The sequence below is a fragment of the Paraburkholderia sp. CNPSo 3281 genome (genome assembly GCF_024206515.1).
Taxonomy (GTDB): domain Bacteria; phylum Pseudomonadota; class Gammaproteobacteria; order Burkholderiales; family Burkholderiaceae; genus Paraburkholderia; species Paraburkholderia nodosa.
Genome location: NZ_JAMBPS010000037.1, coordinates 30,291 through 52,110 on the forward strand (window position 1 = coordinate 30,291; position 21,820 = coordinate 52,110).

The 21,820-nt window shown below is 65.5% G+C and carries 20 protein-coding genes and 2 pseudogenes; 11 read left to right on the forward strand and 11 right to left on the reverse strand.

Annotated elements, in window-relative coordinates; translation table 11 throughout:
• Positions 1–2: 2 nt before the first annotated feature.
• The 3 genes from M3I56_RS28100 to M3I56_RS28110 all read right to left on the reverse strand — a co-directional run bounded on the left by M3I56_RS28100 (position 3) and on the right by M3I56_RS28110 (position 3,298).
• Positions 3–1,124, reverse strand: coding sequence for a 3-deoxy-7-phosphoheptulonate synthase (locus M3I56_RS28100; protein WP_254356741.1), 1,122 nt, complete (start codon positions 1,122–1,124; stop codon positions 3–5).
• 166 nt (positions 1,125–1,290) lie between these two features.
• Positions 1,291–2,298, reverse strand: a complete 1,008-nt coding sequence (locus M3I56_RS28105; RefSeq protein WP_254356742.1) for a sterol desaturase family protein — start codon at positions 2,296–2,298, stop codon at positions 1,291–1,293.
• Between the two features lie 13 nt (positions 2,299–2,311).
• Positions 2,312–3,298 carry a beta-propeller fold lactonase family protein gene (locus M3I56_RS28110; RefSeq protein WP_375541805.1) on the reverse strand — a complete coding sequence of 329 codons (987 nt, stop codon included), beginning with the start codon at positions 3,296–3,298 and terminating at the stop codon, positions 2,312–2,314.
• A gap of 237 nt (positions 3,299–3,535) precedes the next feature.
• Between M3I56_RS28110 and M3I56_RS28115 the strand changes: the two genes are divergently transcribed.
• Positions 3,536–4,861 carry an Nramp family divalent metal transporter gene (locus M3I56_RS28115; protein WP_254356743.1) on the forward strand — a complete coding sequence of 442 codons (1,326 nt, stop codon included), beginning with the start codon at positions 3,536–3,538 and terminating at the stop codon, positions 4,859–4,861.
• Between the two features lie 227 nt (positions 4,862–5,088).
• Positions 5,089–6,564, forward strand: coding sequence for a glucose-6-phosphate dehydrogenase (gene zwf / locus M3I56_RS28120; protein WP_254356744.1), 1,476 nt, complete (start codon positions 5,089–5,091; stop codon positions 6,562–6,564).
• Between the two features lie 51 nt (positions 6,565–6,615).
• On the opposite strand, the gene M3I56_RS28125 is transcribed toward zwf, so the two are convergent.
• Together M3I56_RS28125 and M3I56_RS28130 are read right to left on the reverse strand one after the other, a co-directional pair.
• On the reverse strand, positions 6,616–6,765 hold the full coding sequence (locus tag M3I56_RS28125; protein ID WP_254356745.1) for a hypothetical protein: 150 nt from the start codon (positions 6,763–6,765) through the stop codon (positions 6,616–6,618).
• 66 nt (positions 6,766–6,831) lie between these two features.
• Positions 6,832–7,248 (reverse strand): MarR family winged helix-turn-helix transcriptional regulator, encoded by a 417-nt coding sequence (locus tag M3I56_RS28130; RefSeq protein ID WP_028206125.1) that lies wholly within the window; start codon positions 7,246–7,248, stop codon positions 6,832–6,834.
• Positions 7,249–7,451: 203 nt separating this feature from the next.
• On the opposite strand from M3I56_RS28130, the gene M3I56_RS28135 reads away from it, so the two are divergent.
• Positions 7,452–8,516, forward strand: coding sequence for an alcohol dehydrogenase (locus M3I56_RS28135; protein WP_254356774.1), 1,065 nt, complete (start codon positions 7,452–7,454; stop codon positions 8,514–8,516).
• A gap of 322 nt (positions 8,517–8,838) precedes the next feature.
• Entirely contained in the window at positions 8,839–10,974 is a 2,136-nt protein-coding gene (locus M3I56_RS28140; protein WP_254356746.1) for a tetratricopeptide repeat protein, read from the forward strand.
• Positions 10,975–11,019: 45 nt separating this feature from the next.
• On the opposite strand, the gene M3I56_RS28145 is transcribed toward M3I56_RS28140, so the two are convergent.
• From M3I56_RS28145 to M3I56_RS28155, 3 genes are all read right to left on the reverse strand, one after another.
• Entirely contained in the window at positions 11,020–11,238 is a 219-nt protein-coding gene (locus tag M3I56_RS28145; RefSeq protein WP_028206128.1) for a hypothetical protein, read from the reverse strand.
• 187 nt (positions 11,239–11,425) lie between these two features.
• Positions 11,426–11,707 (reverse strand): hypothetical protein, encoded by a 282-nt coding sequence (locus M3I56_RS28150; protein WP_254356747.1) that lies wholly within the window; start codon positions 11,705–11,707, stop codon positions 11,426–11,428.
• Positions 11,688–12,098: a tlde1 domain-containing protein gene (locus M3I56_RS28155; RefSeq protein ID WP_254356775.1), complete on the reverse strand. Its 411-nt coding sequence runs from the start codon at positions 12,096–12,098 to the stop codon at positions 11,688–11,690. Before M3I56_RS28155 ends, M3I56_RS28150 begins: the two co-directional genes overlap by 20 nt.
• A 278-nt stretch (positions 12,099–12,376) precedes the next feature.
• Between M3I56_RS28155 and M3I56_RS28160 the strand changes: the two genes are divergently transcribed.
• The 4 genes from M3I56_RS28160 (at position 12,377) to M3I56_RS28175 (ending at position 17,254) form a co-directional block, all read left to right on the forward strand.
• On the forward strand, positions 12,377–12,724 hold the full coding sequence (locus M3I56_RS28160; protein ID WP_254356748.1) for a DUF1330 domain-containing protein: 348 nt from the start codon (positions 12,377–12,379) through the stop codon (positions 12,722–12,724).
• A 156-nt stretch (positions 12,725–12,880) separates the two neighbouring features.
• Positions 12,881–13,330 carry a hypothetical protein gene (locus M3I56_RS28165; protein WP_254356749.1) on the forward strand — a complete coding sequence of 150 codons (450 nt, stop codon included), beginning with the start codon at positions 12,881–12,883 and terminating at the stop codon, positions 13,328–13,330.
• A gap of 78 nt (positions 13,331–13,408) precedes the next feature.
• Entirely contained in the window at positions 13,409–15,538 is a 2,130-nt protein-coding gene (locus tag M3I56_RS28170; RefSeq protein WP_254356750.1) for a phosphocholine-specific phospholipase C, read from the forward strand.
• 273 nt (positions 15,539–15,811) lie between these two features.
• Positions 15,812–17,254 (forward strand): NAD-dependent succinate-semialdehyde dehydrogenase, encoded by a 1,443-nt coding sequence (locus M3I56_RS28175; protein WP_254356751.1) that lies wholly within the window; start codon positions 15,812–15,814, stop codon positions 17,252–17,254.
• Between the two features lie 33 nt (positions 17,255–17,287).
• On the opposite strand, the gene M3I56_RS28180 is transcribed toward M3I56_RS28175, so the two are convergent.
• Positions 17,288–17,686: a GFA family protein gene (locus M3I56_RS28180; protein ID WP_254356752.1), complete on the reverse strand. Its 399-nt coding sequence runs from the start codon at positions 17,684–17,686 to the stop codon at positions 17,288–17,290.
• Positions 17,687–17,909: 223 nt separating this feature from the next.
• Here M3I56_RS28180 and M3I56_RS28185 point away from each other — a divergent pair, with 223 nt between their 5' ends.
• Together M3I56_RS28185 and M3I56_RS28190 are read left to right on the forward strand one after the other, a co-directional pair.
• Positions 17,910–18,980: a catalase family peroxidase gene (locus M3I56_RS28185; RefSeq protein WP_309249194.1), complete on the forward strand. Its 1,071-nt coding sequence runs from the start codon at positions 17,910–17,912 to the stop codon at positions 18,978–18,980.
• Positions 18,977–19,522 (forward strand): cytochrome b, encoded by a 546-nt coding sequence (locus M3I56_RS28190; RefSeq protein ID WP_254356753.1) that lies wholly within the window; start codon positions 18,977–18,979, stop codon positions 19,520–19,522. The genes M3I56_RS28185 and M3I56_RS28190 overlap by 4 nt, the downstream gene beginning before the upstream one ends.
• Positions 19,523–19,569: 47 nt before the next feature.
• Here the strand turns inward: M3I56_RS28190 and M3I56_RS28195 are convergent.
• A pseudogene (locus tag M3I56_RS28195) lies at positions 19,570–20,040 on the reverse strand (2-keto-3-deoxygluconate permease); the annotation flags it as partial.
• Here M3I56_RS28195 and M3I56_RS28200 point away from each other — a divergent pair.
• A pseudogene (locus tag M3I56_RS28200) lies at positions 20,036–20,311 on the forward strand (IclR family transcriptional regulator C-terminal domain-containing protein); the annotation flags it as partial. The pseudogenes M3I56_RS28195 and M3I56_RS28200 overlap by 5 nt on opposite strands.
• Here M3I56_RS28200 and M3I56_RS28205 read toward each other — a convergent pair.
• Positions 20,308–21,816, reverse strand: a complete 1,509-nt coding sequence (locus M3I56_RS28205) for an efflux transporter outer membrane subunit (RefSeq protein WP_254356754.1) — start codon at positions 21,814–21,816, stop codon at positions 20,308–20,310. The pseudogene M3I56_RS28200 and the gene M3I56_RS28205 sit on opposite strands and share 4 nt — an antisense overlap.
• Positions 21,817–21,820 lie beyond the last annotated feature (4 nt).

The window sequence follows — 21,820 nt, forward strand, 5'->3', positions numbered from 1 at the left end:
CCTCACCCCGCCTTGCGGCGCTCCCGCACCGCCTGCGCCAGCCCGTCCAGCACCGGCGCCGTCTGTGCCCAGCTAATGCACGCGTCGGTGATCGACACGCCGTGCTTGAGCGGCACGCCCGGCTTCTGCTCCTGGCGCCCCTCTTCGAGATGGCTCTCGATCATCACGCCGACAATGCGCTTGTCGCCGGCCGCCAGCTGCTCGCCGATATCGCGCGCCACGTCGATCTGGCGCTGATGCGCCTTGTTCGAGTTCGCATGCGAGCAGTCGATCATGACCTGCTCGCGCAGCCCCGCCTTCGCAAGCGACGCGCAACACGCCGCCACGGAAGCCGCATCGTAGTTCGGCCCGCTCTTGCCGCCGCGCAGGATCACGTGGCAGTCGTCGTTGCCGCGCGTTTCGAAGATCGCGGCCATGCCCATCTTCGTCATGCCCATGAACGCGTGGCTCGCGCGCGCCGCGACGATGGCGTCGGCGGCCACCTGCACGCCGCCGTCGGTGCCGTTCTTGAAGCCGATCGGGCATGAGAGGCCCGAGGCAAGCTGCCGGTGGCTCTGGCTTTCGGTCGTGCGCGCGCCGATCGCGCCCCACGCCACGAGGTCGGCGATGAATTGCGGGCTCAGCAGATCGAGGAATTCCGTGGCTGTGGGCAGCCCGAGCGCGTTGATGTCGAGCAGCAGCTGGCGCGCGGCGCGCAGGCCCTCGTTGATGCGGAAGCTGCCATCGAGACGCGGGTCGTTGATATAGCCCTTCCAGCCCACCGTCGTGCGCGGCTTCTCGAAGTACACGCGCATGACGATCAGCAGGTCGTCCTCGAGCGTATCGGCCTTCGCCTTGAGCAGCTTTGCGTATTCGATCGCCTGGTCGTGGTCGTGGATCGAGCACGGGCCCACCACCACCACGAGCCGGTCGTCGCGCTGCGCGAGCACTTCGGCGATCTCGCCGCGGCTCGTTTCGACGAGCGTTTGCGTCTCCTGCGGCACCGGCAGCTCGTCGAGCAGCAGCGCGGGCGAGATGAGCGGGCGCACGGCGCCGATGCGCGTGTCGTCGATGCGGGTCGTGTCCTGGGTGGCGTCGGCCACGCCGACTTCCTGGTCGTGCTGCGGATTGTCGATACGGCTCAAGATGTTCTCCAACTGCGCTTTTGACGCGCGCATCATGCATGTGTGGGGATGAATGCGCGATTATCGCATCCGGCGCGCCGGCCGCATCCCGAAACGTCAGCCTGAAACGAAACGAGGCGGCCCGAAGACCGCCTCGCATGAGGAACGACAACGAACGCAGCGAAGCTCAGCGCGCCGCGTCCCCCAGCGGATACCCCTTGCCCGCGAGGCGCCGTGCGATGCGCACCAGGGCAAACCACTGCTGCGCGAGCAGGCCTTCACCATAGTTCGCGCCCCGGCCGTGCGGCGCAGGCAACTGGTCGCGAATGCCGGTAGGCTCATGTTCCTTGTTCCACGACGCCGTGCGGAACATCACGTCCCACCACGGAAACAGCACGCCGAAGTTGCAGCCATAGCGCGTGCCTTCGTGGCCATAGCCGATCGCATGATGGCGGCGATGAAACGCCGGGCTCACGACGATGCGCTCGAGCAGCCAGCCGAAGTCGAGCCGCGCGTTCACGTGTTGCACGCTCTGCATGAAGTTGCTCACCGCCACGAGCACGACGAACTGCGCGGGCGGCACGCCGATAAAGAGCGAAATACCCGCAAAGAACGCAGCCTGAACGATGTCGTCGAGGAAATGGTTGCGATCGTCACACCACAGCGACATCTGCTGCTGGCTGTGATGCACGGCGTGCAGTTCCCACCACACGCCGAAGCGGTGCTGCCAGCGGTGATACCAGTAGCCCGCGAAGTCGAGCACGACGAGATAGATCAGGAACGACACGAGCGGCTTGTCGGTCACGCCGGGCCAGAGGCTGTCCACGTCGATGTTCGGCACGCTGTAGATCGCCATCAGGCTCTGCCAGTGATTGAACAATGGCGTGAGCAGGAAGAAGAACGCGATGTTCAGAATGCCGAGTTTCGCGATCCACGTGTACCAGACGTCGGCGCGCAGCGCGCGGCGATTGCCCCAGTCTTCCGCGGGCCGCAGCGCTTCGAGCGGGCGCAGCAGCACATACGAGGCGCAGATCTGAAGCGCGCCGACGATCACCCAGTAGAGCGCGTCGTAGGTGTCCTCGTCGTAGCCCATCAGGCCGACCTTGTAGAAGATCGGCTGCACCACGTCCACGTAGACGAGCGTCTGCAGCCACGAAACGAGGTTGTCGGCCTGCGAAATCAGCGTATCGAGCATCGGGACTCCTCAATCAATCCGGGTTCGGCGCGTATACCGGCGCGCTGTTCGCGAAGTAGATGCCGTGCGGCGAGCGGCCCACTGCGATCGTATCGATCAGCTTGCGCGTGTTCAGGTCAATGATGCCCACGTGCTTCGCGAAACGGAACGTCACCCAAAGGTAACGCTTGTCCGCCGAAAGTTCCATGTCGTCGGGACCTGGGCGCAGGCCCGTGATGTCGGCGACTTTCGTGAGCGTCGTGTAGTCGAGAATGCTGATCGTGCTCTCCACGCGATTCGACACGGCGATATGTTTGCCATCGTCCAGGTTGCGGAAGTTATGCGCGCCGCGGCCGGTCTGGATCTTTTTCACGACCGTGCGGTTGTGCCAGTCCACCACGGCCACGTTGTCCTCGCCCGTCATGCCCACCAGCAGGTACTTGTCGCCCGGGGTCATCCACAGGCCGGCGGGCGTGTTGCCCACTTGCAGCTTCCAGAGCACCGTTTGCGTCGGCAGGTCGATGGCGGCCACTTCGCCCGTGTCCTGCAGCGTGACAAACGCCGTTTTGTTGTCGGAGGCGAACGTGATGTGGCTCGGCGTTTTCCCGAGCGGAATGCGCTTTGCGATCGTGAGGTTCTGGCCGTCGTAGTGATAGACGTCCACGCGGTCGAGCCGCAGGCCCGCGGTCACGAACCATTTGTGGTCGGGCGAGAAGCCAAGCTGATACGGATCTTCAATGCCTTCCAGGCGGCGCTGTATCTGCCCCGTATGCGGGTCGAGGAACAGCAGGTCGTTCGACACCGAATCGGCGACGATGAGGGACTTGCCATCGGGCGTGATCATCAGGTGATGCGGTTCCTTGCCCGTGGGCTCGGTGCCGACCACGGTGCGGCTTGCCTGGTCGATGAGCGAGAGCTTCGCCTCGCCCGAGTCGAGCACGATGACCTTGTCGTCGGCGTGGGCGAGCGTGCCCCATGCGAGGCCGCTCATCAGCAGCGCAGTCGCGAGCGTTTTTTTCATGTGAGCCGGTGTAAACGAAAAGATCGGGAATTCAGGCATTTCGTAAGGGAAAGAGAGCAGCGAAGGCGCGCCGCGCCGGTTTGTGCTGAGATAGTGCCAAGGCAGGCGCGCGGATTGCCTGCTTAACGCGTGAGGGCCCGATTCCGATGACGCACTTTCAACGTATTCGCAAATGTTCGATGCGTGCCATAGGGCGATGGGCTGCGCCTACAGACCCCGGATCGCGCGAGAAGTTGCATGGATCATCGCACCCGCGATGACGAGGCGCAGCGCGCCCCCGACGGCCTCACCCGCAACACGGCCGCCGCGGTGCGCGAAGCGCTCGAAGGACGCCGCCGCGGCGTCGCCCTTCTGCTGCCGCTCGCGGGTCCGGCCGTGGTCGTCTCGGTGGCCTATATCGACCCCGGCAATATCGCGACCAACATCCAGGCCGGTGCCCGCTACGGCTACGCGCTGCTATGGGTCGTGCTGCTGGCCAACGTCATCGCCATGCTGTTTCAGGGACTTTCCGCGAAACTCGGCATCGCCACCGGGCGCAATCTCGCCGAACTGTGCCGCGACAGCCTGCCCGCGCCGCTCGTGTGGCTCATGTGGATCGTGAGCGAGATCGCGGCCATGGCCACCGATCTCGCCGAATTCCTCGGCGGCGCGATCGGCCTTGCGCTGCTCTTTCATTTGCCGCTGCTCGCCGGCATGGCGGTGACGGCCGTCGTGACCTACGCGCTGCTGTTTCTCCAGCGCGCGGGCTTCCGGCCGCTCGAACTGCTGATCGGCGCGCTCGTGGGCGTGATCGGCATTTGCTATGTTCTGGAGCTTTTCATCACGCCGATCGAGTGGCAAAGCCTGCTGCGCCACCTCGCCACGCCGCGCCTGCCCGACGCGCAAGCCGTGACGATCGCGGTGGGCATCATTGGCGCAACGGTCATGCCGCATGCACTCTTTCTGCACTCGGGGCTCACCCAGGCGCGGGTGCTCGCGCGCAACGACGCCGAACGCAAACGCCTCGTGAAGTTTTCTAACGTCGAGGTCGTGGTCGCGCTTTCGGTGGCCGGGCTCATCAACATGGCGATGGTGGTGATGGCCTCCGGCGCGTTCCACCAGGGCTACGCGGATGTCGCCGAAATCGAGACCGCCTACCGCACGCTCGCGCCGCTGCTGGGCGCGGCGGCCGCCAGCATCTTCCTCGTCTCGCTGATCGCCTCGGGCATTTCGAGTTCGGTGGTCGGCACGCTCGCGGGGCAGATGATCATGCAAGGCTTCGTGAACTTTCGCATTCCGCTGTGGCTGCGCCGCGCGGTGACGATGGTGCCGAGTTTCATCGTGGTGGCGCTGGGCGCAAACGCCACCGACGCGCTCGTCATGAGCCAGGTCGTGCTGAGTCTCGCCCTGCCGTTCCCGATGGCCGCGCTCGTGTGGTTCACGTGCCGCGGCGACGTGATGGGTCCCCATCGTAACCGCGCGCTCACGGCTGCGGGAGCCCTGGCGGGCGCGGCCGCGGTGCTCTCGCTCAATGTCGTGCTGGTGCTCACGACCCTCGGCGTGGCGGTGCCGGGGCTCGGGTAAAGATCGGCGCAATGCCACGCGATGCATGCATGAACGGCCGGTCGGATTATCGACGAAGACGTCTCGCGCAACGCCTCGTTCGCGCCATGCGTGCAAACTCGCGCGAAACCATGCACCATTAGTGTTTTCGCCGCGCCCCGCTCTTGCGACCGGTGCGGGTTTTGCAACCGCGCGCTAGTGGTCGTGCTCAACCACGCTGCCCGAGCGCGCGTCACCTCCGACCTGCCATGACGAATCAGCCTGCCCAAGCCTTGCCCGAACAGCCCGTCGACATGATCATTTTCGGCGGCGGAGGCGACCTGGCCGCGCGCAAACTGCTGCCGGCGCTCTACATGGCGCACCTGCATGGCAACCTGCCGCCGGAAACGCGCATCATCGCCGTGGGCCGCAAGAACTGGACGATCGACGACTATCGCAAGTTCATGGAAGAGCAGTCGCGTCCGTTTATCGACGCGAAAGCGTTCGACGCGCAAGCGTGGGACCGCTATCTGAACCTGTTCCAGTACGTGATCATCGACGTGAACGATCCCGTCAATTACGCGAACCTGAAGGCGGCGTCGCGCGAGCATGCCCTGCGCGTGTTCTATCTCTCGACTTCGCCGGAACTGTTCACGACGATTTGCGACAACCTCACGGCGGGCGGTCTGATCGACGGCAGCTCGCGCGTGGTGCTCGAAAAGCCGCTCGGCCACGATCTCGCCTCGGCCAAGGAGATCAACGAGTCGGTGGGCCGGCATTTCTCCGAATCGCAGATTTACCGGATCGACCACTATCTGGGCAAGGAAACGGTGCAGAACCTGATGGTGCTGCGCTTCGGCAATCCGATCTTCGGGCCGTTGTGGCAGGCGCCGTATATCCGCAGCGTGCAGATCACGGTGGCGGAAACGGTGGGCGTCGGCAGCCGTGCGGGCTTCTACGATCACACGGGCGCGCTGCGCGACATGGTGCAGAACCACCTGCTGCAACTGCTGTGCATCGTGGCGATGGAGCCGCCCGTCTCGCTCGACCCGGACGCCGTGCGCGACGAAAAGCTCAAGGTGCTGCGCTCGCTGCGCCCCATGTCGCTCGCCGATATCGCGCGCGACACCGTGCGCGGCCAGTACGCGGCGGGCGCCGTGGACGGCCAGCCGGTGAAGGGTTATCTGCAGGAAGACAACGTGCCGCCCGACAGCAAGGCGGAAACGTTCGTGTCGCTGCGCGCGCACATCAACAACTGGCGCTGGGCCAACGTGCCGTTCTTCCTGCGCACGGGCAAGCGCATGCAGAACCGCCAGTCGGAAATCGTGATCGAATTCGCGGACCTGCCGTTCTCGATCTTCCCGAGCGGCCCGCGCCACTACGGCAACCGTCTCGTGATCCAGCTTCAGCCGGAAGAGTCGATCCAGTTGCAAATGCTCGCGAAGGAGCCGGGCAGCGGCATGAATATGCTGCCCGTGAGCCTGAATCTCGATCTGCAGCAGGCCATTCCCGAGCGCCGCGCGGAAGCCTATGAGCGCTTGCTGATCGACGTAATCCGCGGCCGCCTCACGCACTTCATGCGCCGCGACGAACTGGAAGCCGCATGGACGTGGGTCGAGCCGATTCTCAACGGCTGGAAAGAACTGAACGACCGCCCACGCACCTACACGGCAGGCACGTTCGGGCCGGCGGCATCGTCGGCGCTGCTCGCGCGCGAAAACATGTCGTGGGCCGAAGAGATGTAATGTGAAGGACCGCGAGCGCCGCGTGCTACGCGCGGCGCTCGCAGCATGGCGTTACTGGTCGGCCGAATCAGGACGAAAGAGGTCGAATCCGGCGAACACGATCACACCGCTGAGCGCAATCAACGGCACCGAGTGGCGCCCGAGAAAAAGAACCGCGGCCGCAAGCCAGGTTGAAAGACAGAAAGCGCCGATGCGCCGCATGATGCAACTCCCTACTCTTTAATGCCCTTCTGAAGCGTGGCTGCGCATAACGCGCGCCGCGCGCTTTCAGCCCAAGGTGGCCCGCGCCGTGCGCAGGCGCGACACCGTATCCACAAACGCCTCCCCGCCGAGCGTGCGCTTCAGGCGGCTCGCGACCGTCGCGCTCGCGGCATTGAGCGCCTCGCGAATCGCCACGGCCTGCGCCGTGGGCACGATCGCCACTTCGCGGCCGTCGCCCTCCGTGCGCTGGCGCTCCACGTAGCCGCGCGCCTCCAGGCCGTCGAGCACGCGCGTGGCCGTGGGCCGCGCGATGGAGAGCAGATCGGCCAGTTCGCGCTGCGGCAAACCGGGACGCTCCAGCACGGCGCGCAACATGAACCCCTGCGGCGGCGTCAGCTCGAAGCGCTCGAAGGCTTGCGCCCATTCGCGCTCGAGGCGCCGCGCGAGCGCCGTGGTGTTGAAGTAAAGGCAATGATCGAACATGCGCACAGGATAACCCAATATAGTTAGCTATGCAACGATCTGCGCCGAATGCACACGTCTGCCTGCTGAGGAATCAAGCGCACAGCAGCAAAAATAGAACGACCGGACGAATTTAAATCGCATCGGCTATGATGCGAAGACGCCGCTTTTCGCCTGGCTGTGTCTGGCCGCCGTACACAACACTCACGGAGACATCGATGCAAATGCGCTGTTACTGCGTTATCCATCACGGCAAGCCGCTCGAACTGGTCGAGCGCGACGTGCCCGAGCCCAGGGGCACCGAGGTATTGCTGCGCGTGAAGGCCGCGGGCCTGTGCCATTCCGATCTGCACATCTGGGAAGGCTATTACGACCTGGGCGGCGGCAAGAAGCTCTCGCTCGCCGACCGCGGCATCAAGCTGCCGCTCACGCCGAGCCATGAAATCTGCGGCGAGGTCGTGGCGCTCGGCCCCGACGCGCAAGGCGCGCCGGAGGCGCTCGCGGCGGGCACGGCGGCAGTCGTGCATCCGTGGATCGGCTGCGGCGAATGCGCGGCCTGCCAGCGCGGCGAAGAAAATATCTGCGCGAAGCCGCAGTCGCTCGGCGTGCTGCGTGACGGCGGCTTTGCGGATTACGTGATTGTGCCGCATCCGCGCTATCTCGTGGATCTCGCCGGCCTCGATCCCGTGAAGGCCGCGCCGCTTGCCTGCGCGGGCGTGACGACGTATTCGGCCGTGAAGAAGTTCGGCGCGCGCATCCACGAAGGCCCCGTGGTCGTGATCGGCGCGGGCGGCCTCGGCATGATGGCGCTCGAAGTGCTCAAGGCAATGGGCGCACAAGGCGCGATCGTCGTGGACGTGGACCCCGCCAAGCGCGAAGCCGCGCTGGCGGCGGGCGCGCTCGCGGCCATCGACGCGCGCTCGGACGACGCCCTGCAGCAGGTCATCGCCGCAACGGGCGGCGGCGCACGCGCGGTGCTCGACCTCGTGGGCGCGACGCCCACCGTCAAGCTCGCGCTCGACGCCTGCGCGCGCGGCGGCCACGTGGTGATCGTCGGGCTGATGGGCGGCGACCTCACGCTCTCGCTGCCCATCATCCCGATGCGGCCTCTGAAGATCGAGGGCAGCTACGTGGGCACGCTGCCCGAGCTGCGCGAACTCGTGACGCTGATGCGCGAAGGCAAGATGCAGCCCTCGCCGGTCTCTGTGCGGCCGCTCACGGAAATCAACGAGGCGTTCGAAGCGCTCGTACGGGGCTTGGTGGTCGGGCGGCAGGTGCTGGTGCCCTGATGCGTGCCATCGCGCGCGGCCTGGTTCGGCGCGCGATGAAGAATCGTTCGGAATTCGAATCAATCGGCAAGATCGGTTCACGGCGACGATCCCCCGTCTGCACGCGCAGGCGCTTGAAACGCTTACGCGCCTATCCACGGCGCTCGCCCCATTTTGCAAGCCATCTGCAAGGTTTTCCGGGCCAGATGCGCTTATCGTCCGAATAAGCGCACCGGATGCGCTCAATTCGCGCCGTTGACTGAGCACGAGCTGTCGTAATCTCGACACTGCCGCATTGTCCGTGTCGCCCACGCGCCGCGCCCCGTCTCTTACGATTTTCACTGTGACCATTTCGACGCCCCTCGCGCCCGCCCCCGACGACATCCTGCGCGAAGCCAATGCGCACTGCGAAGCGCACCGCTTCGCCGACGCGCTCGCGTTGCTCGAACCGCATGTCGGCGGCCAACCCGGGGCAACGGACGACGCCGCGCTCGCGCCGGCGCTCAATCTCGCGGCCCTGAGCGCGATGGGCACGGGCGACGCGGCGCGCGCCCAGGCGTTGTGGCAGCGCTGCCTCGCGGCAAAGCCCGACTTCGCGCAGGCGTACAGCGGCCTCGCCGCACTCTTTGCGGCGCTCGGCGTCCTCGATCAAGCCCAGGCGCTCTATGAACGGCTGCTGAGCCTGGCGCCCGCCGACGCCGACGCACGCAGCAATCTGGGCGTCGTCCTGCAGCGCCAGACGCGCCACGCCGAAGCGGAAGCTGCCTTTCGCGCCGTGCTCGCGGACTGCCCGGCTCACGCCGACGCCCACTACAACCTCGGCCTCCTGCTGCAGGGACAAGGCCGCCACGCAGAAGCCGAAAGCGCGTTTCGCGGCGCCATCGCCGCGAATGTGCGCCATGCGAAGGCGTATAACGCGCTGGGCACACTGCTGCAGGATCAGGCGCGCGGCGACGAAGCCGCCGAGGCCTTTCGCCAGGCCCTGTTGATCCACCCGCAGTATCCAGAGGCGCTCAACAATCTCGCCACGCTGCTCAAGGCGTCCGGCAAGCTCACCGAAGCGGAACTCGCGGTTCGCCTCGCGCTGCAGATTCGCCCCAATTTCATCGATGCGCTGAACAACCTCGGTTGCGTGCTCACCGACCTCAAGCGCGTGCCCGAGGCGGAGGTGGCGTTCCGCCAGACGCTCGCACTCGCGCCGAACCACGCGGAAGCGCAGTACAACCTCGGCGTCGCGCTGCATACGCTCGAGCGGCTGCCCGAGGCCGAGGCGGCGTATCGCGAGACGCTGCGCCGCCTGCCGGGTCGCGTCGAGGCCTATAACAATCTCGCCTGTGTGCTGATGGCGCTCGGGCGCCGCGCGGAAGCGCTCGAGGTGCTCCACGAAGCCGTGGCCGTGCGGCCCGATTTCGCCGAGGCGCACTTCAATATCGCGAGCCTGCACAAGGAATACGGCCGGCTTGACGAAGCGGAGGCCAGCTACCGCCGCGCGCTCGACGCGAACCCGGAATACGGCGATGCGAAATTCCGTCTCGCCACGCTGCTCATCAGCATGGGCCGCTTCGAAGAAGGCTTCGCGCGCTACGAATGCCGCTACTCCATGCCCGGCTTCGTGCATCACGCGACGCAGCGTCTGCTGCAGTGTCCCGCCTGGCAGGGCGAGCCGCTCGCTGGCAGATCGCTGCTGCTGTGGCAGGAAGACGGCCTCGGCGACATGCTGCAATTCGGGCGCTATGCGCATGTGCTCAAGGCGCAGGGCGCGGCGCACGTCGCGTTCGCCTGCCAGCCGCCCCTGCATCGGCTCTTTCGCGGCGTGGAAGGCATCGACGCCGTGCTCGACCACGAAGCCGGCGCAGCTGCAGCCGGCCAGTTCGACTACTGGGTGAGCCCGATCAGCGCGCCGCACCGTCTAGGCACGACGTTAGAGACGATCCCCGCGCCGCTCGTCTATACGCCCGAGCCCGCGCTCGTCGAGCACTGGGGCGCGCGCCTTGCCGCGCTCTCGCCAGGCCGGCGCATCGGCATCGTCTGGAAGGGCAACCCGAAGCATTTCAATGACGCGCACCGCTCGCTGCCCTCGCTTGCCGCGCTCGCTCCGCTCTGGAACCTGCCGGGCGTGCAGTTCGTGAGCCTGCAAAAAGGTCAGGGAGAAGACGAGGCGCAGAATCCGCCTGCGAGCCTGCCGCTGCTGCACCTCGGCACCGACGTGGGCGATTTCGTCGATACCGCGGCGATCATCGCGCAGCTCGATCTCGTGATTTGCGTGGATACGTCCACGGCGCATCTGGCGGCGTCGCTCGGCAAGCCGTGCTGGGTGCTGCTGCCGCAGTACGACCTGGACTGGCGCTGGATGCACGACCGCGAAGATTCGCCGTGGTATCCGGGCACGATGCGCCTGTTCCGCCAGCGCATGAACGAAGCATGGAGTGCCGTTGTGGAGCGAGTGCGCGCGGCGTGCGCGGAGCGCTTCGGCGTTTGAAACGGGATTTGAAAATCCGGGGGATGCGAGAGGTGCTCGCGCGCCTCAATCCCAGATGTTGCGGAACGCCACGGCGGCGATCACCGGCACGCACATCACGAGCGGAATGGCGAAGTACGGAATCTCCAGATCGACGACCCACTTGTAGACGATCCAGCCGATACCCAGCGCGAGCGTGAGCACGCCAACGAGCGCCGTGAGAGTGTTCAGCAGCCACGTGGGCGGCTGCTTGCGCGCGGGTTTATTCTCGGGTGACGGGTTCATGGCGGCGGTGGCGAAAAGCGAAAACGTCTCGATCCGAAATTCGGATGATGGGTATTTTACTCTCAGATATGTTGGGCGATTGAGCCGCGTGACCATGGATATCTGTCTGGAGATCGCTGCTCGAACCTGAGCGGATCTTAGCGCTCGACGCTCCGTTCATCGACATCGCACTCCGACGTCATCACGGTCAGCCTCGGGCCGCCATGCCCTGGCGCTTTGACCAGTAGTAGCGCCAGATTTTGACTATCGTCGCATATAGAAGAAGCGAAACGACGAGTTCTGAAATTAGCATCACTGGAATATAGAGATCGTCCGGATCCCGAATACCCATGCGGTTTGAAACAGATAGCCACACGGAAAGCTGGCTCTCAGGCATCCGCAGCGGATACGTATGGACATAGCGAACGGAAAGCAAAAACAGGCCGACGAACAATGTCACTTTAGCGAGCCTACGGGCAAGTGTCGCCATATGCTATTACCTCGATGGTTCCATACGCGCGAAGCCCCGAGTCACGAGCCGAGACGGCAGGTGTGTGCAACAGAGCCTGCCGGATCCTCGCGAAATCCGCGTAGCTCGGCAAAGTGATGCAGCCTAACGAGATACCGCGGCCTCCAGCCGGATGCAAGCGGAAGTGTCCGCGCTCTATGCCTTTAACCCAGGTGAAATCGTCAATCTTGCCGTCGTCGCGGTAGAGCGCGAACCACTCCGAATGATGGGAAGGGATACCGGTAACGGTATTTTTGACTCCGTGACTGAAGCTGATAATTTCGATACTCCCTTCACGACTGTCAACCGTCGACGAGCCCTTGATATCCGCACCACCATCATCTTTAAGCCACAAATGAGCAGGAATTGGCATACCGAAATACTCCCTTGAAAAGCGAATGAAACGGTGAACTCTAATTTCTACCCGAGGGATCTCCCTGTGCAATGAAAATGCAATGGGAATTAGGTAATTCATTCCTTGGCCCGACACAGGTCAAGAAAAAACTCCCGAGAGACGCTAGATCGACGACGCTCAACAGCGAGGAAGACCCGGCGCAGCGGCGCCTTTACCTCGCAGGTAATCGATCCGCTGCCCCGCGCGCCCTATTCTCGTAAGCGTTGACCCGCCCTTTCACGCTCACGAGACCTGCCATGACCGCCTACGCCATTGCCCATCTGCGCGACGTCGAACCTTGCCCCGCCATCGTCGAATATCTGGAGAAGATCGACGCCACGCTCGCCCCTTTCGGCGGCCGTTTCATCATTCACGGTGGACGCGTGGAGCAGCTCGAGGGCAAGTTTTCCGGCGACCTCATCATGATCGAATTCGCCAGCCGCGAGATCGCGCGCGCGTGGTATCGCTCCAGCGCCTATCGAGCGATCCTGCCGCTGCGCGCGGAGCACTCGCGCGGCGAAGTGTTCCTGATCGATCAAGTCGCGATGCCGCATCGCGCGACCGACGTGCTGCGTCCCGCTCACGAAGACGCCCCCGCCAAGTGAAAGCATTTCGTTAACTGCCGACCGGCAGCGATTGGTTTCGCACCGCACGTTTGCAAAGGAAATTCATCGCCTGCAAACGTTTTCGTGCGTTTCACAATTCTTTCTTCATCGACGGCGAAACTGTGCGCGACCCATCCCCACAGAACGGATGCGCCCATGAGAATACGCCTTCCCAACCGCGTGTCGACGACCTTGCCGACCGCGGCGATCGTTGTACTCGCAACCATCATGCTCGATGCATGCGGCCCGGGCTACGGCACGTCGGCGGCTTCGTCGACGCCGGATACATCGGAAAGCCAGAGCGCCGCAACGCAATCGGCGTTGGCGAATAGCGCGCGGATAATGCCGTTGCCAACGGCCGACACGAACACTTCGGCGAGCACATCGGCGAACGCCTCGACGAACCCGAGCGCCACACCCGCTTATGGCGCGAACGCGGCCACTGCCGCGAACACCGCGAGCGACCCCGTGCAAGGCGCACAGGCCAGCCTCGCCGCCGACAGCGACCAGGTCACGCCAGTCTTGAGCTACGCGCCTCGAGACAGCGCGCAGACCCAGGCCAACAACGGCAACGATTCAAGCAGTCCCGCAACGTCCAGCCATTGAAGCATTGCACCTGCGTGCCCGTGGGCCAGTACACCGTCGGGCACGACACTCCAACCCCAAGCAGAAAGGTGAGCAACAATGACGTTAAACAGCCGTCGCCGTTTCCTGCAGACCGTCGCGCAATCGGGCGCCGCCGCCGCAGCGATGACCGTTCTTCCCGAGTCGATCCGCAATGCGCTGGCCATTCCGGCCAATTCGCGCACGGGCACGATCCGCGATGTCGAGCACATCGTCGTGTTCATGCAGGAGAACCGTTCGTTCGACCACTACTTCGGCCATATGCGCGGCGTGCGCGGCTATAACGACCGCCTGCCCATTGCGCTGCCGGGCGGCCTGCCGGTGTGGTATCAGCCGTCGAAGGAAGACGCCACGAAGCCCGTGCTGCCGTTCCACCTCGATACGTTCAAGACGAGCGCGCAATGCGTGGGCGACCTCGACCACTCGTGGTACCCCACGCAGTACGCGATCAACAACGGTCTGTACAACCAGTGGCCGCAGTACAAGACCGACATGACGATGGGCTATTACCTGCGCGCGGACATCCCGTTCCACTACGCGCTGGCCGACGCCTTCACGGTGTGCGACAACTACTTCTGCTCGCTGCCTGGCCCGACGCACCCGAACCGGTCGTATCTCATGACCGGCATGGTCGATCCGACCGGCACGATGGGCGGCCCGCTGCTCGATAACAACGACTTCGTGGACGGCGACGTGCCGCCCACGTATCAACTGCTTTCGTGGACGACCTACCCCGAGCGCCTGCAGGCCGCCGGCATCTCCTGGCAGATCTACCAGCAGGGCACGAACGGCAGCGACCCGCTGAACGGCAACTACGGCACGAACATCCTGCAGAACTTCGCGAACTTCATCAACGCGCAGCCCGGCTCGGCGCTCTATCAGCGCGCGCAAACGGCGCGCACCATCGCCGACCTGAAAAACGACGTACTCCAGAACAATTTGCCGCAAGTCTCGTGGCTGCTGCCGCCGGCGGCGTTCTCGGAGCACCCGAAGTACACGCCGGCCTATGGCGCGGAATACACCTCGCAGATCATCGAAGCGCTGACGTCGAACCCCGACGTGTGGAGCAAGACCGTGCTCTTCATCATGTATGACGAGAACGATGGCTTCTTCGACCATATCGTGCCGCCGCAGCCGCCCACGACGTCTACGCAGGGCAAGTCGACGGTGAGCGTGGACGGCGAGATCCACAACGTGGTCAACCCGCTGCGCGGCGGCAAGTACACCGCAGACGGCCTGCCCTACGGCCTCGGACCGCGTGTGCCGATGACGGTCGTCTCGCCGTGGACCAAGGGTGGCTTCGTCTGCTCGCAGGTGTTCGATCACACTTCGGTGATCCGCTTCATCGAGGCACGTTTCGGCGTGCAGGAGCCCAACATCACGGCGTGGCGCCGCGCGGTGTGCGGCGACCTCACCACGTGCTTCGACTTCCGCACGCCCGACGCCACGATGCCCACGCTGCCCGACACGAGCAACTACATGACGCTCGCCGACAACCAGTGCTCGGCCAACTCGGCGCCCACGGTGCCGGCCACGCCGCTGCCGATCGACGCGCAGGAGCCCGGCGTGCGCTACGCGCGCGCGCTGCCCTACGAGCTTCATGTGAACGCGAAGCCCGAAGCGCAGAACAACACGCTTTCGATCACGTTCGCGAACAAGGGCCGTCAGGGCGCGCACTTCTACGTGTACGGCACGAACCGCAGTGACGGCCCGTGGCGCTATACGGTCGAAGCGGGCAAGTCGCTCGACGACACGTGGGACCTGAGCGTGACGAACGGCGTCTATGCGTTCGAGGTGCATGGCCCGAACGGCTTCCTGCGCCGCTTTGCGGGTACGGCCGCGCAATCGGGTCCGGGCAAGTCTGGCCGCGCACCGGCGCCTGCCGTGACTGCGCACTACGACGTGGCCAACGGCAACCTCTTCCTCAGGTTCTCGAACGCGGGCAGCAGCGTCGCGCACCTGAACGTGAGCGACAACGCCTATGGCGCGCACGAGCGCAACGTGGTCGTGCCGGCCGGCGCTCAAGTCGACGAAGTCTGGGTCCTCGCCGCGAGCCATCACTGGTACGACCTCACGGTCACGAGCCGCGACGACGCCACGTTCGCCTGGCGCTTCGCCGGACACATCGAGAACGGCCGGCCGAGCATCAGCGACCCCGCGGCCGTTGCGCCGGTCACGAAGCTGAGCTGAGCCCGACGCGAGACATGGCCTGACGATTCCTTTTCTGTTTCCCTATTTGCGGCGCCTTCGGGCGCCGCTTTTTTTTGCCTTTGCGCAGAGGATCCGTTCCTTCTCATAGTGTGGGTTAAAAAGGGCCAACGTATCCTTCGCAATGGCACGCCCTGCAGCATCTGCGAACCAGTGGCACAATGGGCGCTCCGCATTTTCCGGCTCCCGCCTGCGCGCTTTGCCGTGCGCGCGGCGGGAGCCTGTCGTTGAACCGTTGAAAAGGATCGTCCCATCATGAGTTCCAGCGTGAAGCCCTATCCCAACACCCAGATCTACATCGACGGCGCATGGCGCGCCGGCGCGAAGACGATTGCTGTGATCGACCCCGCGACCGAAGCGGAAATCGGCCGCCTGAGCCTCGCAAGCGAGCAGGACCTTTCGGATGCGGCCACCGCAGCCGAGCGCGCCTTCCGCGAATGGCGCAAGGTCTCGCCGCTCGAGCGCAGCAAGCTCATGCGCCGCGCCGCGCAACTGCTGCGCGATCGCGCAGACGACATCGCCGCGATCATGACGCGCGAGCAGGGCAAGCCGTTTGGCGAAGCGAAGCTCGAAACGCTCGCAGGCGGCGACACGATCGACTGGTTCGCCGAAGAAGGCCGCCGCACGTACGGCCGCGTGATCCCGTCGCGTTCGGACGCCGTTCGCCAGATCGTCACGCGCGAGCCGGTGGGTCCGGTCGCCGCGTTCACGCCCTGGAACTTCCCGCTCAACCAGGCCGTGCGCAAGGTGTCGGCCGCGCTCGCCTCGGGCTGTACCGTCGTGCTCAAGGGACCGGAAGAAACGCCGGCCAGCTGCGCCGAACTCGTGAAGGTGTTCGCCGACGCGGGCCTGCCCGCAGGCGTGCTGAACCTCGTGTTCGGCGTGCCTTCGGAAGTGTCGTCGTACCTGATCGCGCATCCGGCGATCCGCAAGATCTCGTTCACGGGCTCGACGCCGGTGGGTAAGCTGCTCGCCTCGAAGGCCGGCGAGCACATGAAGCGCGCGACGATGGAACTGGGCGGCCACGCCCCCGCCATCGTGTTCGCCGACGCCGACGTGCCGCGCGCCGCGAAGCTGCTCGCGAGCGCGAAGTTCCGCAACGCGGGTCAGGTTTGCATCTCGCCCACGCGCTTCATGGTGGAAGACGCCGCGTATGACGAGTTCGTCGAGCACTTCGTCGCGACGACGCGCGCGATCAAGGTAGGCAACGGTCTCGAAGACGGCGTGCAGATGGGCCCGCTCGCGAACGACCGCCGCCTCGCCGCCATGGAACGTCTCGTGGCCGACGCGCGCGAACAGGGCGCGAAGGTGCTGACGGGCGGCGAGCGCGTGGGCCGCGAAGGCTACTTCTTCGCGCCGACCGTGCTCACCGACGTGCCGCTCTCCGCGCGCATCATGAACGAAGAGCCGTTTGGCCCGATCGCGCCGATCTCGCGTTTCTCGAGCTACAAGGACGCGATCGTCGAAGCGAACCGTCTGCCGTACGGTCTCGCCGCGTATGCCTACACGCGTTCGAGCGCGACCTCGGCCGCACTCTCCGACGACGTGGAAACCGGCATGCTGTCGATCAACCATCACGGCCTCGCCCTGCCGGAAACGCCGTTCGGCGGCGTGAAGGATTCGGGTTACGGCTCGGAAGGCGGCAGCGAGGCGATGGAAGCCTATCTCGTCACGAAGTTCGTTACCGAGCATCGTTGATCGCTGCACGCTGACAACGCGCGCTTTTCCGGCTTACGGTCCGGGAAGCGCACGCGGATATTGCGGCAAGCCGTCCGCGAGTTGCACCCAGGCCAGCTTTTGCGAGGTCCAGCTGTGATTGTCGGGCGGCGCGTCGTCGGGACGATCGAGCGTGCCGGTCGCGACGTCGATCTCGCCCGCGAACGCCGCATGCCGGTAGGTGAGAGGCGTGCCGCAATCGGCGCAGAACGCGCGCTCGACACCCGGACTCGACGCATGCGTTTTGGTTGCGCCCGCAACGAGCCGGAACGCACTCCACGGCACGCTGAGCCAGCCGACGAACGGCGCGCCCGTTGCGCGCCGGCAATCCACGCAATGGCATACCGTGCTGCCAACCGGCGCAGCCGAAATCTGGTAGCGGACCTTGCCGCATAAACAGCCGCCAGTCAGCATCGCTCTCTCCTTCGGGCACCTGGCCTGCCCAACGCTTTCAGCACTGTAAGCACGATCGCCCGGGCATGGTTGCACGAATTCGCTTCACGCATGGAATAAAACGCAGTGAGGTGTTGTTGACGCCAGTAACGGCCCTCGGGCCATCGACTGGATTCATCATGCATACACTCGCACAGATTGCGCTTTCGCTTGCGTTGCAGCGCGCGCACACGGGAGCCCGCCCGTGAACCGCGCCCCGATCTGCGTGCCGTGCCGGCTCGCGGCGATTGCGGTGGTGGTGGGTTGCGCTGGCGCGGCATTTGCATGGACGGCGGGCTGGCTCACGCCGAAGCGCATCACCGCGCCGCATATCATCAATACGTTCGAGTCGAACTACGGCATCCATACGGGTTATCGGCGCAATCACGCCAAGGGGTTCTGCGTGGAAGGCTGGTTCGAAAGCAACGGCAACGGCGCGCAGGTCTCGCGCGCGGCGGTGTTCGCACCCGGACGCACGCCCGTGATCGGACGCTTCGCCATTCCCGGCAGCAACCCTGGCGCGCCGGACGCGAGCACGCCCGTGCGCAGCATGGCGCTGCTGTTCCAGTTGCAGGACGGCGAGCAGTGGCGCACCGGCATGAATTCCGTACCGATCTTCGTCGTTCGCACCCCGAAGCAGTTCTATAGCCAGCTGGTCGCCTCGAAACCGGATCCGGCAACGGGCAAGCCCGACCCCGCGAAGCTCGCCGCCTTCTTCCAGGCGAACCCGGAAACGCTGCCGTTCCGCCAGTGGCTGAAGGCGCACCCGCCCTCCTCCAGTTTCGCGAACACGGCGTTCTACAGCGTCAACGCGTTCATCGCGACCGATGCCGCCGGTAACCAGCATGCCGTGCGCTGGCAGAGCGTGCCCGAAGTGGCTTATGCACCGCAAACGCCGGCAGAAAAAGCCGATCCGAATTTCCTCGCCGACGACTTCACCACGCGTTTCGCCGGAGGGCCCGCAGCGACCCCGTTACGCTGGCATCTTGTGCTCACGGTCGCCGCACCCGGCGACCCGACGAACGACGCCACGCAGTCATGGGCCGCGGACCGCCAGCAGATCGACGCCGGCATCCTGGTCTTGCAGCGCGCCGAACCGCAAGCCAACGGCATGTGCCGCGACGTGAACTACGATCCGACCATCCTGCCCAACGGCCTGAAGCCTTCGGACGACCCCTTGCTCGCCGCCCGTTCGGCAGCGTATGCCGTTTCGTTCAATCGACGCACGCGTGAAGAAGCCAACCTCGCGCAAACGCATGGAGGCGCGCAGCCATGAAACAACCGGGCCAGCACTTCAGCGCACTCCAGCGCCTGCTGCATTGGTCGATGGCAGTCCTGATCGTCACGATGCTGTTCGTCGGCGTGGGGATGGTATCGACCGTCTCGCGGCTGCATGACACCCTGCTCGCGCTCCACCGCCCGTTAGGTATCGCGCTGCTCGCGCTCGTGCTCCTGCGCCTGGCCGTACGGCTCACGCGCGGCGCGCCGCCCTTGCCCGCCGATCTGCCCATCTGGCAGCGCCTCGGCGCTCACGCCTCGCATCTCGTGCTCTACGCATTGATGATCGCCATGCCGCTGATCGGCTGGTCGATGCTATCGGCGGGCGGCTATCCGATCGTGATGTTCGGCGGCGTGCACCTGCCGCCGATCGTGCCGCATGACGTCACGCTCTATGCATGGCTGCGCGCCGCGCATACGTGGCTTGCCATGGCGCTCTACGCGACCGTGCTGTTGCATCTGGGCGCCGCGCTCTTTCACGCGCTCATTCGCCGTGACGGCGTGCTCGCCAGCATGGCGCGCGGCGAGGCACGCAGCTGACGCAAGGTTCCTGCGCGTGCAAAGCGCGCGGGAACCTCGCCTGTGAATCAGACGTGCGCGTCGCGCCCCGCCACGGGCGGCACGGGCGGTTCCATGAGTTCCTGAAGCAGCGCATCGCGCGCGCTGCGGCGGCGCGCCCACAGCGCCGTGAGCATCGGCACGAGGATCGCGGTCACGAGGCAGGCGGTGGCGACCATCGCCGTTGCCGCCGGCACGAGCGGCTTGAAACGCGGAATCATCTCGCCGATGATGGCCGGATTCGCTACCGCCGCACCAGCCGTGGACGAAGCCGCGAGCCCCGCCGCACCGTTGCCGCCTGCGATCAGGCGATCGGCAAGAATCAGCGGAATGCCGGTCACGACGATGACGCCAAGGCCAAGCAACACGCCCGGGATGCCGCTCGTGACGATCACGTTGAGATCGATGCCGTTACCAAGCGCAAAGCCAAAGAACGGAATGAGCGGATGCACGCAGCGGCCGAACAGTTCGCGCAGATCGCGATCGAGATTGCCCGCAGTGCTGAACATTCTTCCGCATGTGCGCGAGCAAGGCTACGGCGAAGACAACGAAGAGCAGGAAGACGGTTTGCAGTGCCTGGCGGTGCCGGTGTTCGACCGTTTCGGCCACGTGATCGCCGGCCTCTCCATCTCGTTTCCGACCATGCGCTGCGGCGCGGACACGAAAGCGCACTACGTCGCCCTGCTCAAGCGCGCGGGCGCGGCAATCTCGGCGCGGCTCGGCTATCGCGAGCCGGCCGCGCACGAGCACGCGCCTGCCGAACCCGATTAGCCCGGCGTAGCGGCGGTCGCCGCCGTGGCCGTCGCGGTGGTCTGCCAGCCGAGACCCAGGCTCTTCTGCAGCGACACGAAGTCCTTGAGCAAATCGGCCTGGCCCGACACCACGTTCTGCTGCGCGGCGAATTCCGTGCGCTGCGTGTCGAGCAGATCGACGAGGCTCGACGCCCCCGCGCGATAGCGCTGGCGCATGAGCGTCGCGGAGCGCTCGGCGGAAACCTGCACCTTCTGCAAGGTCACCAGATGCTCGCGCTGATAGCCATAGCGCGAGAGCGACGCGTTCGCGTCCTGCAGTGCCGCAAGCACGGCCTTTTCGTAATGCGCTTCGGCTTCGTCACGCGAAGCTTGCGCGCCGTGCACCGCGCCCAGCGTGCGCCCGAAGTCGAACACGTTCCACTGCAGATACGGCGCCCCCACCCAGCTGAAATTGCTCTTGCGGAACAGGTGCCCCGGCTCCGCGGCCGAAAAGCCGAGGTCGCCGAACAGCGTGAGCTTGGGCAGGAAGTCCGCCACGTGCTCGCCGATCTGCGCGTTGCTCGAGGCGAGGCGCCGCTCCGCCGCGCGAATATCGGGGCGCTGCGCGAGCATCGTGGTGGGATCGCTCACGGGCACGCTTGCGGGCATCGTGGGCAGCGGCTGCACCGTTGCCAGTTCCGCGTCCAGCGCGCCTGGCGCCTGGCCGGTGAGCACCGCCAGTTGATCCAGCGATATTTCGACTTGCGCCGCAAGCGGCGTAATCGTCGAGCGCGTGTTTTCCACCTGGGTGGTGAGCCGCTCCACGTCCACCTCGGCCGCCGTGCCTCCCGCGCGGCGCTGCTCGGTGAGCGTGAGCATCTCCTGCTGCAGTTGCGCCGTGCGTTGCGCGATGGCGAGGCGCTGCTGCTCGTCGCGCAGGTCGATGTAGGCTTGCGCGACTTCGGCCGCGAGCGATACCTGGGTGTCCGCAAGATCGGCGTCCACGGCGTCGGCCTCATCGCTCGCCGCTTCCACGGCGCGCCGCGTGCCGCCGAACAGGTCGATTTCCCACGAGGCGTCGAACCCCGCCGTATAGAACGTGATCGGACCGCCACCGGAAGAGCCACCCTGACCCGAGCTGCTGCTCGACGATGTCAAGGCACTCAGGTCCGGCTGGCGCATGCGGATCGCCGCCGCGCTCGCGCCGACCTTCGGCAGTTCGGCGGCGCGTTGCTGCTGCAGCTGCGCGCGCGAGGCGCGCAAACGCGCCTGCGCCGCGCGCACATCGGGATTGTGGGCGAGCGCCGCTTCGATCAGCGTGTTCAGTTGCGGGTCGTTCAGCGCGAGCCACCATTGGCTCGGTGCCCGCGCGGGCGTCACGCCTTGCGCCGGCGTGCGCAGAAACGAAGCGGCGTTCGCCGCTTCCGGCGCGACAGCCGGTGCGCCGCGATAGTCGGGGCCGACGGTGCAGGCGGCGAGCGCGCAGGCAGCGGCGAACGCGCTCAGCGCGGCGTAGGAGATTCGGGAGTAACGGGTTGCCGTCATGAGT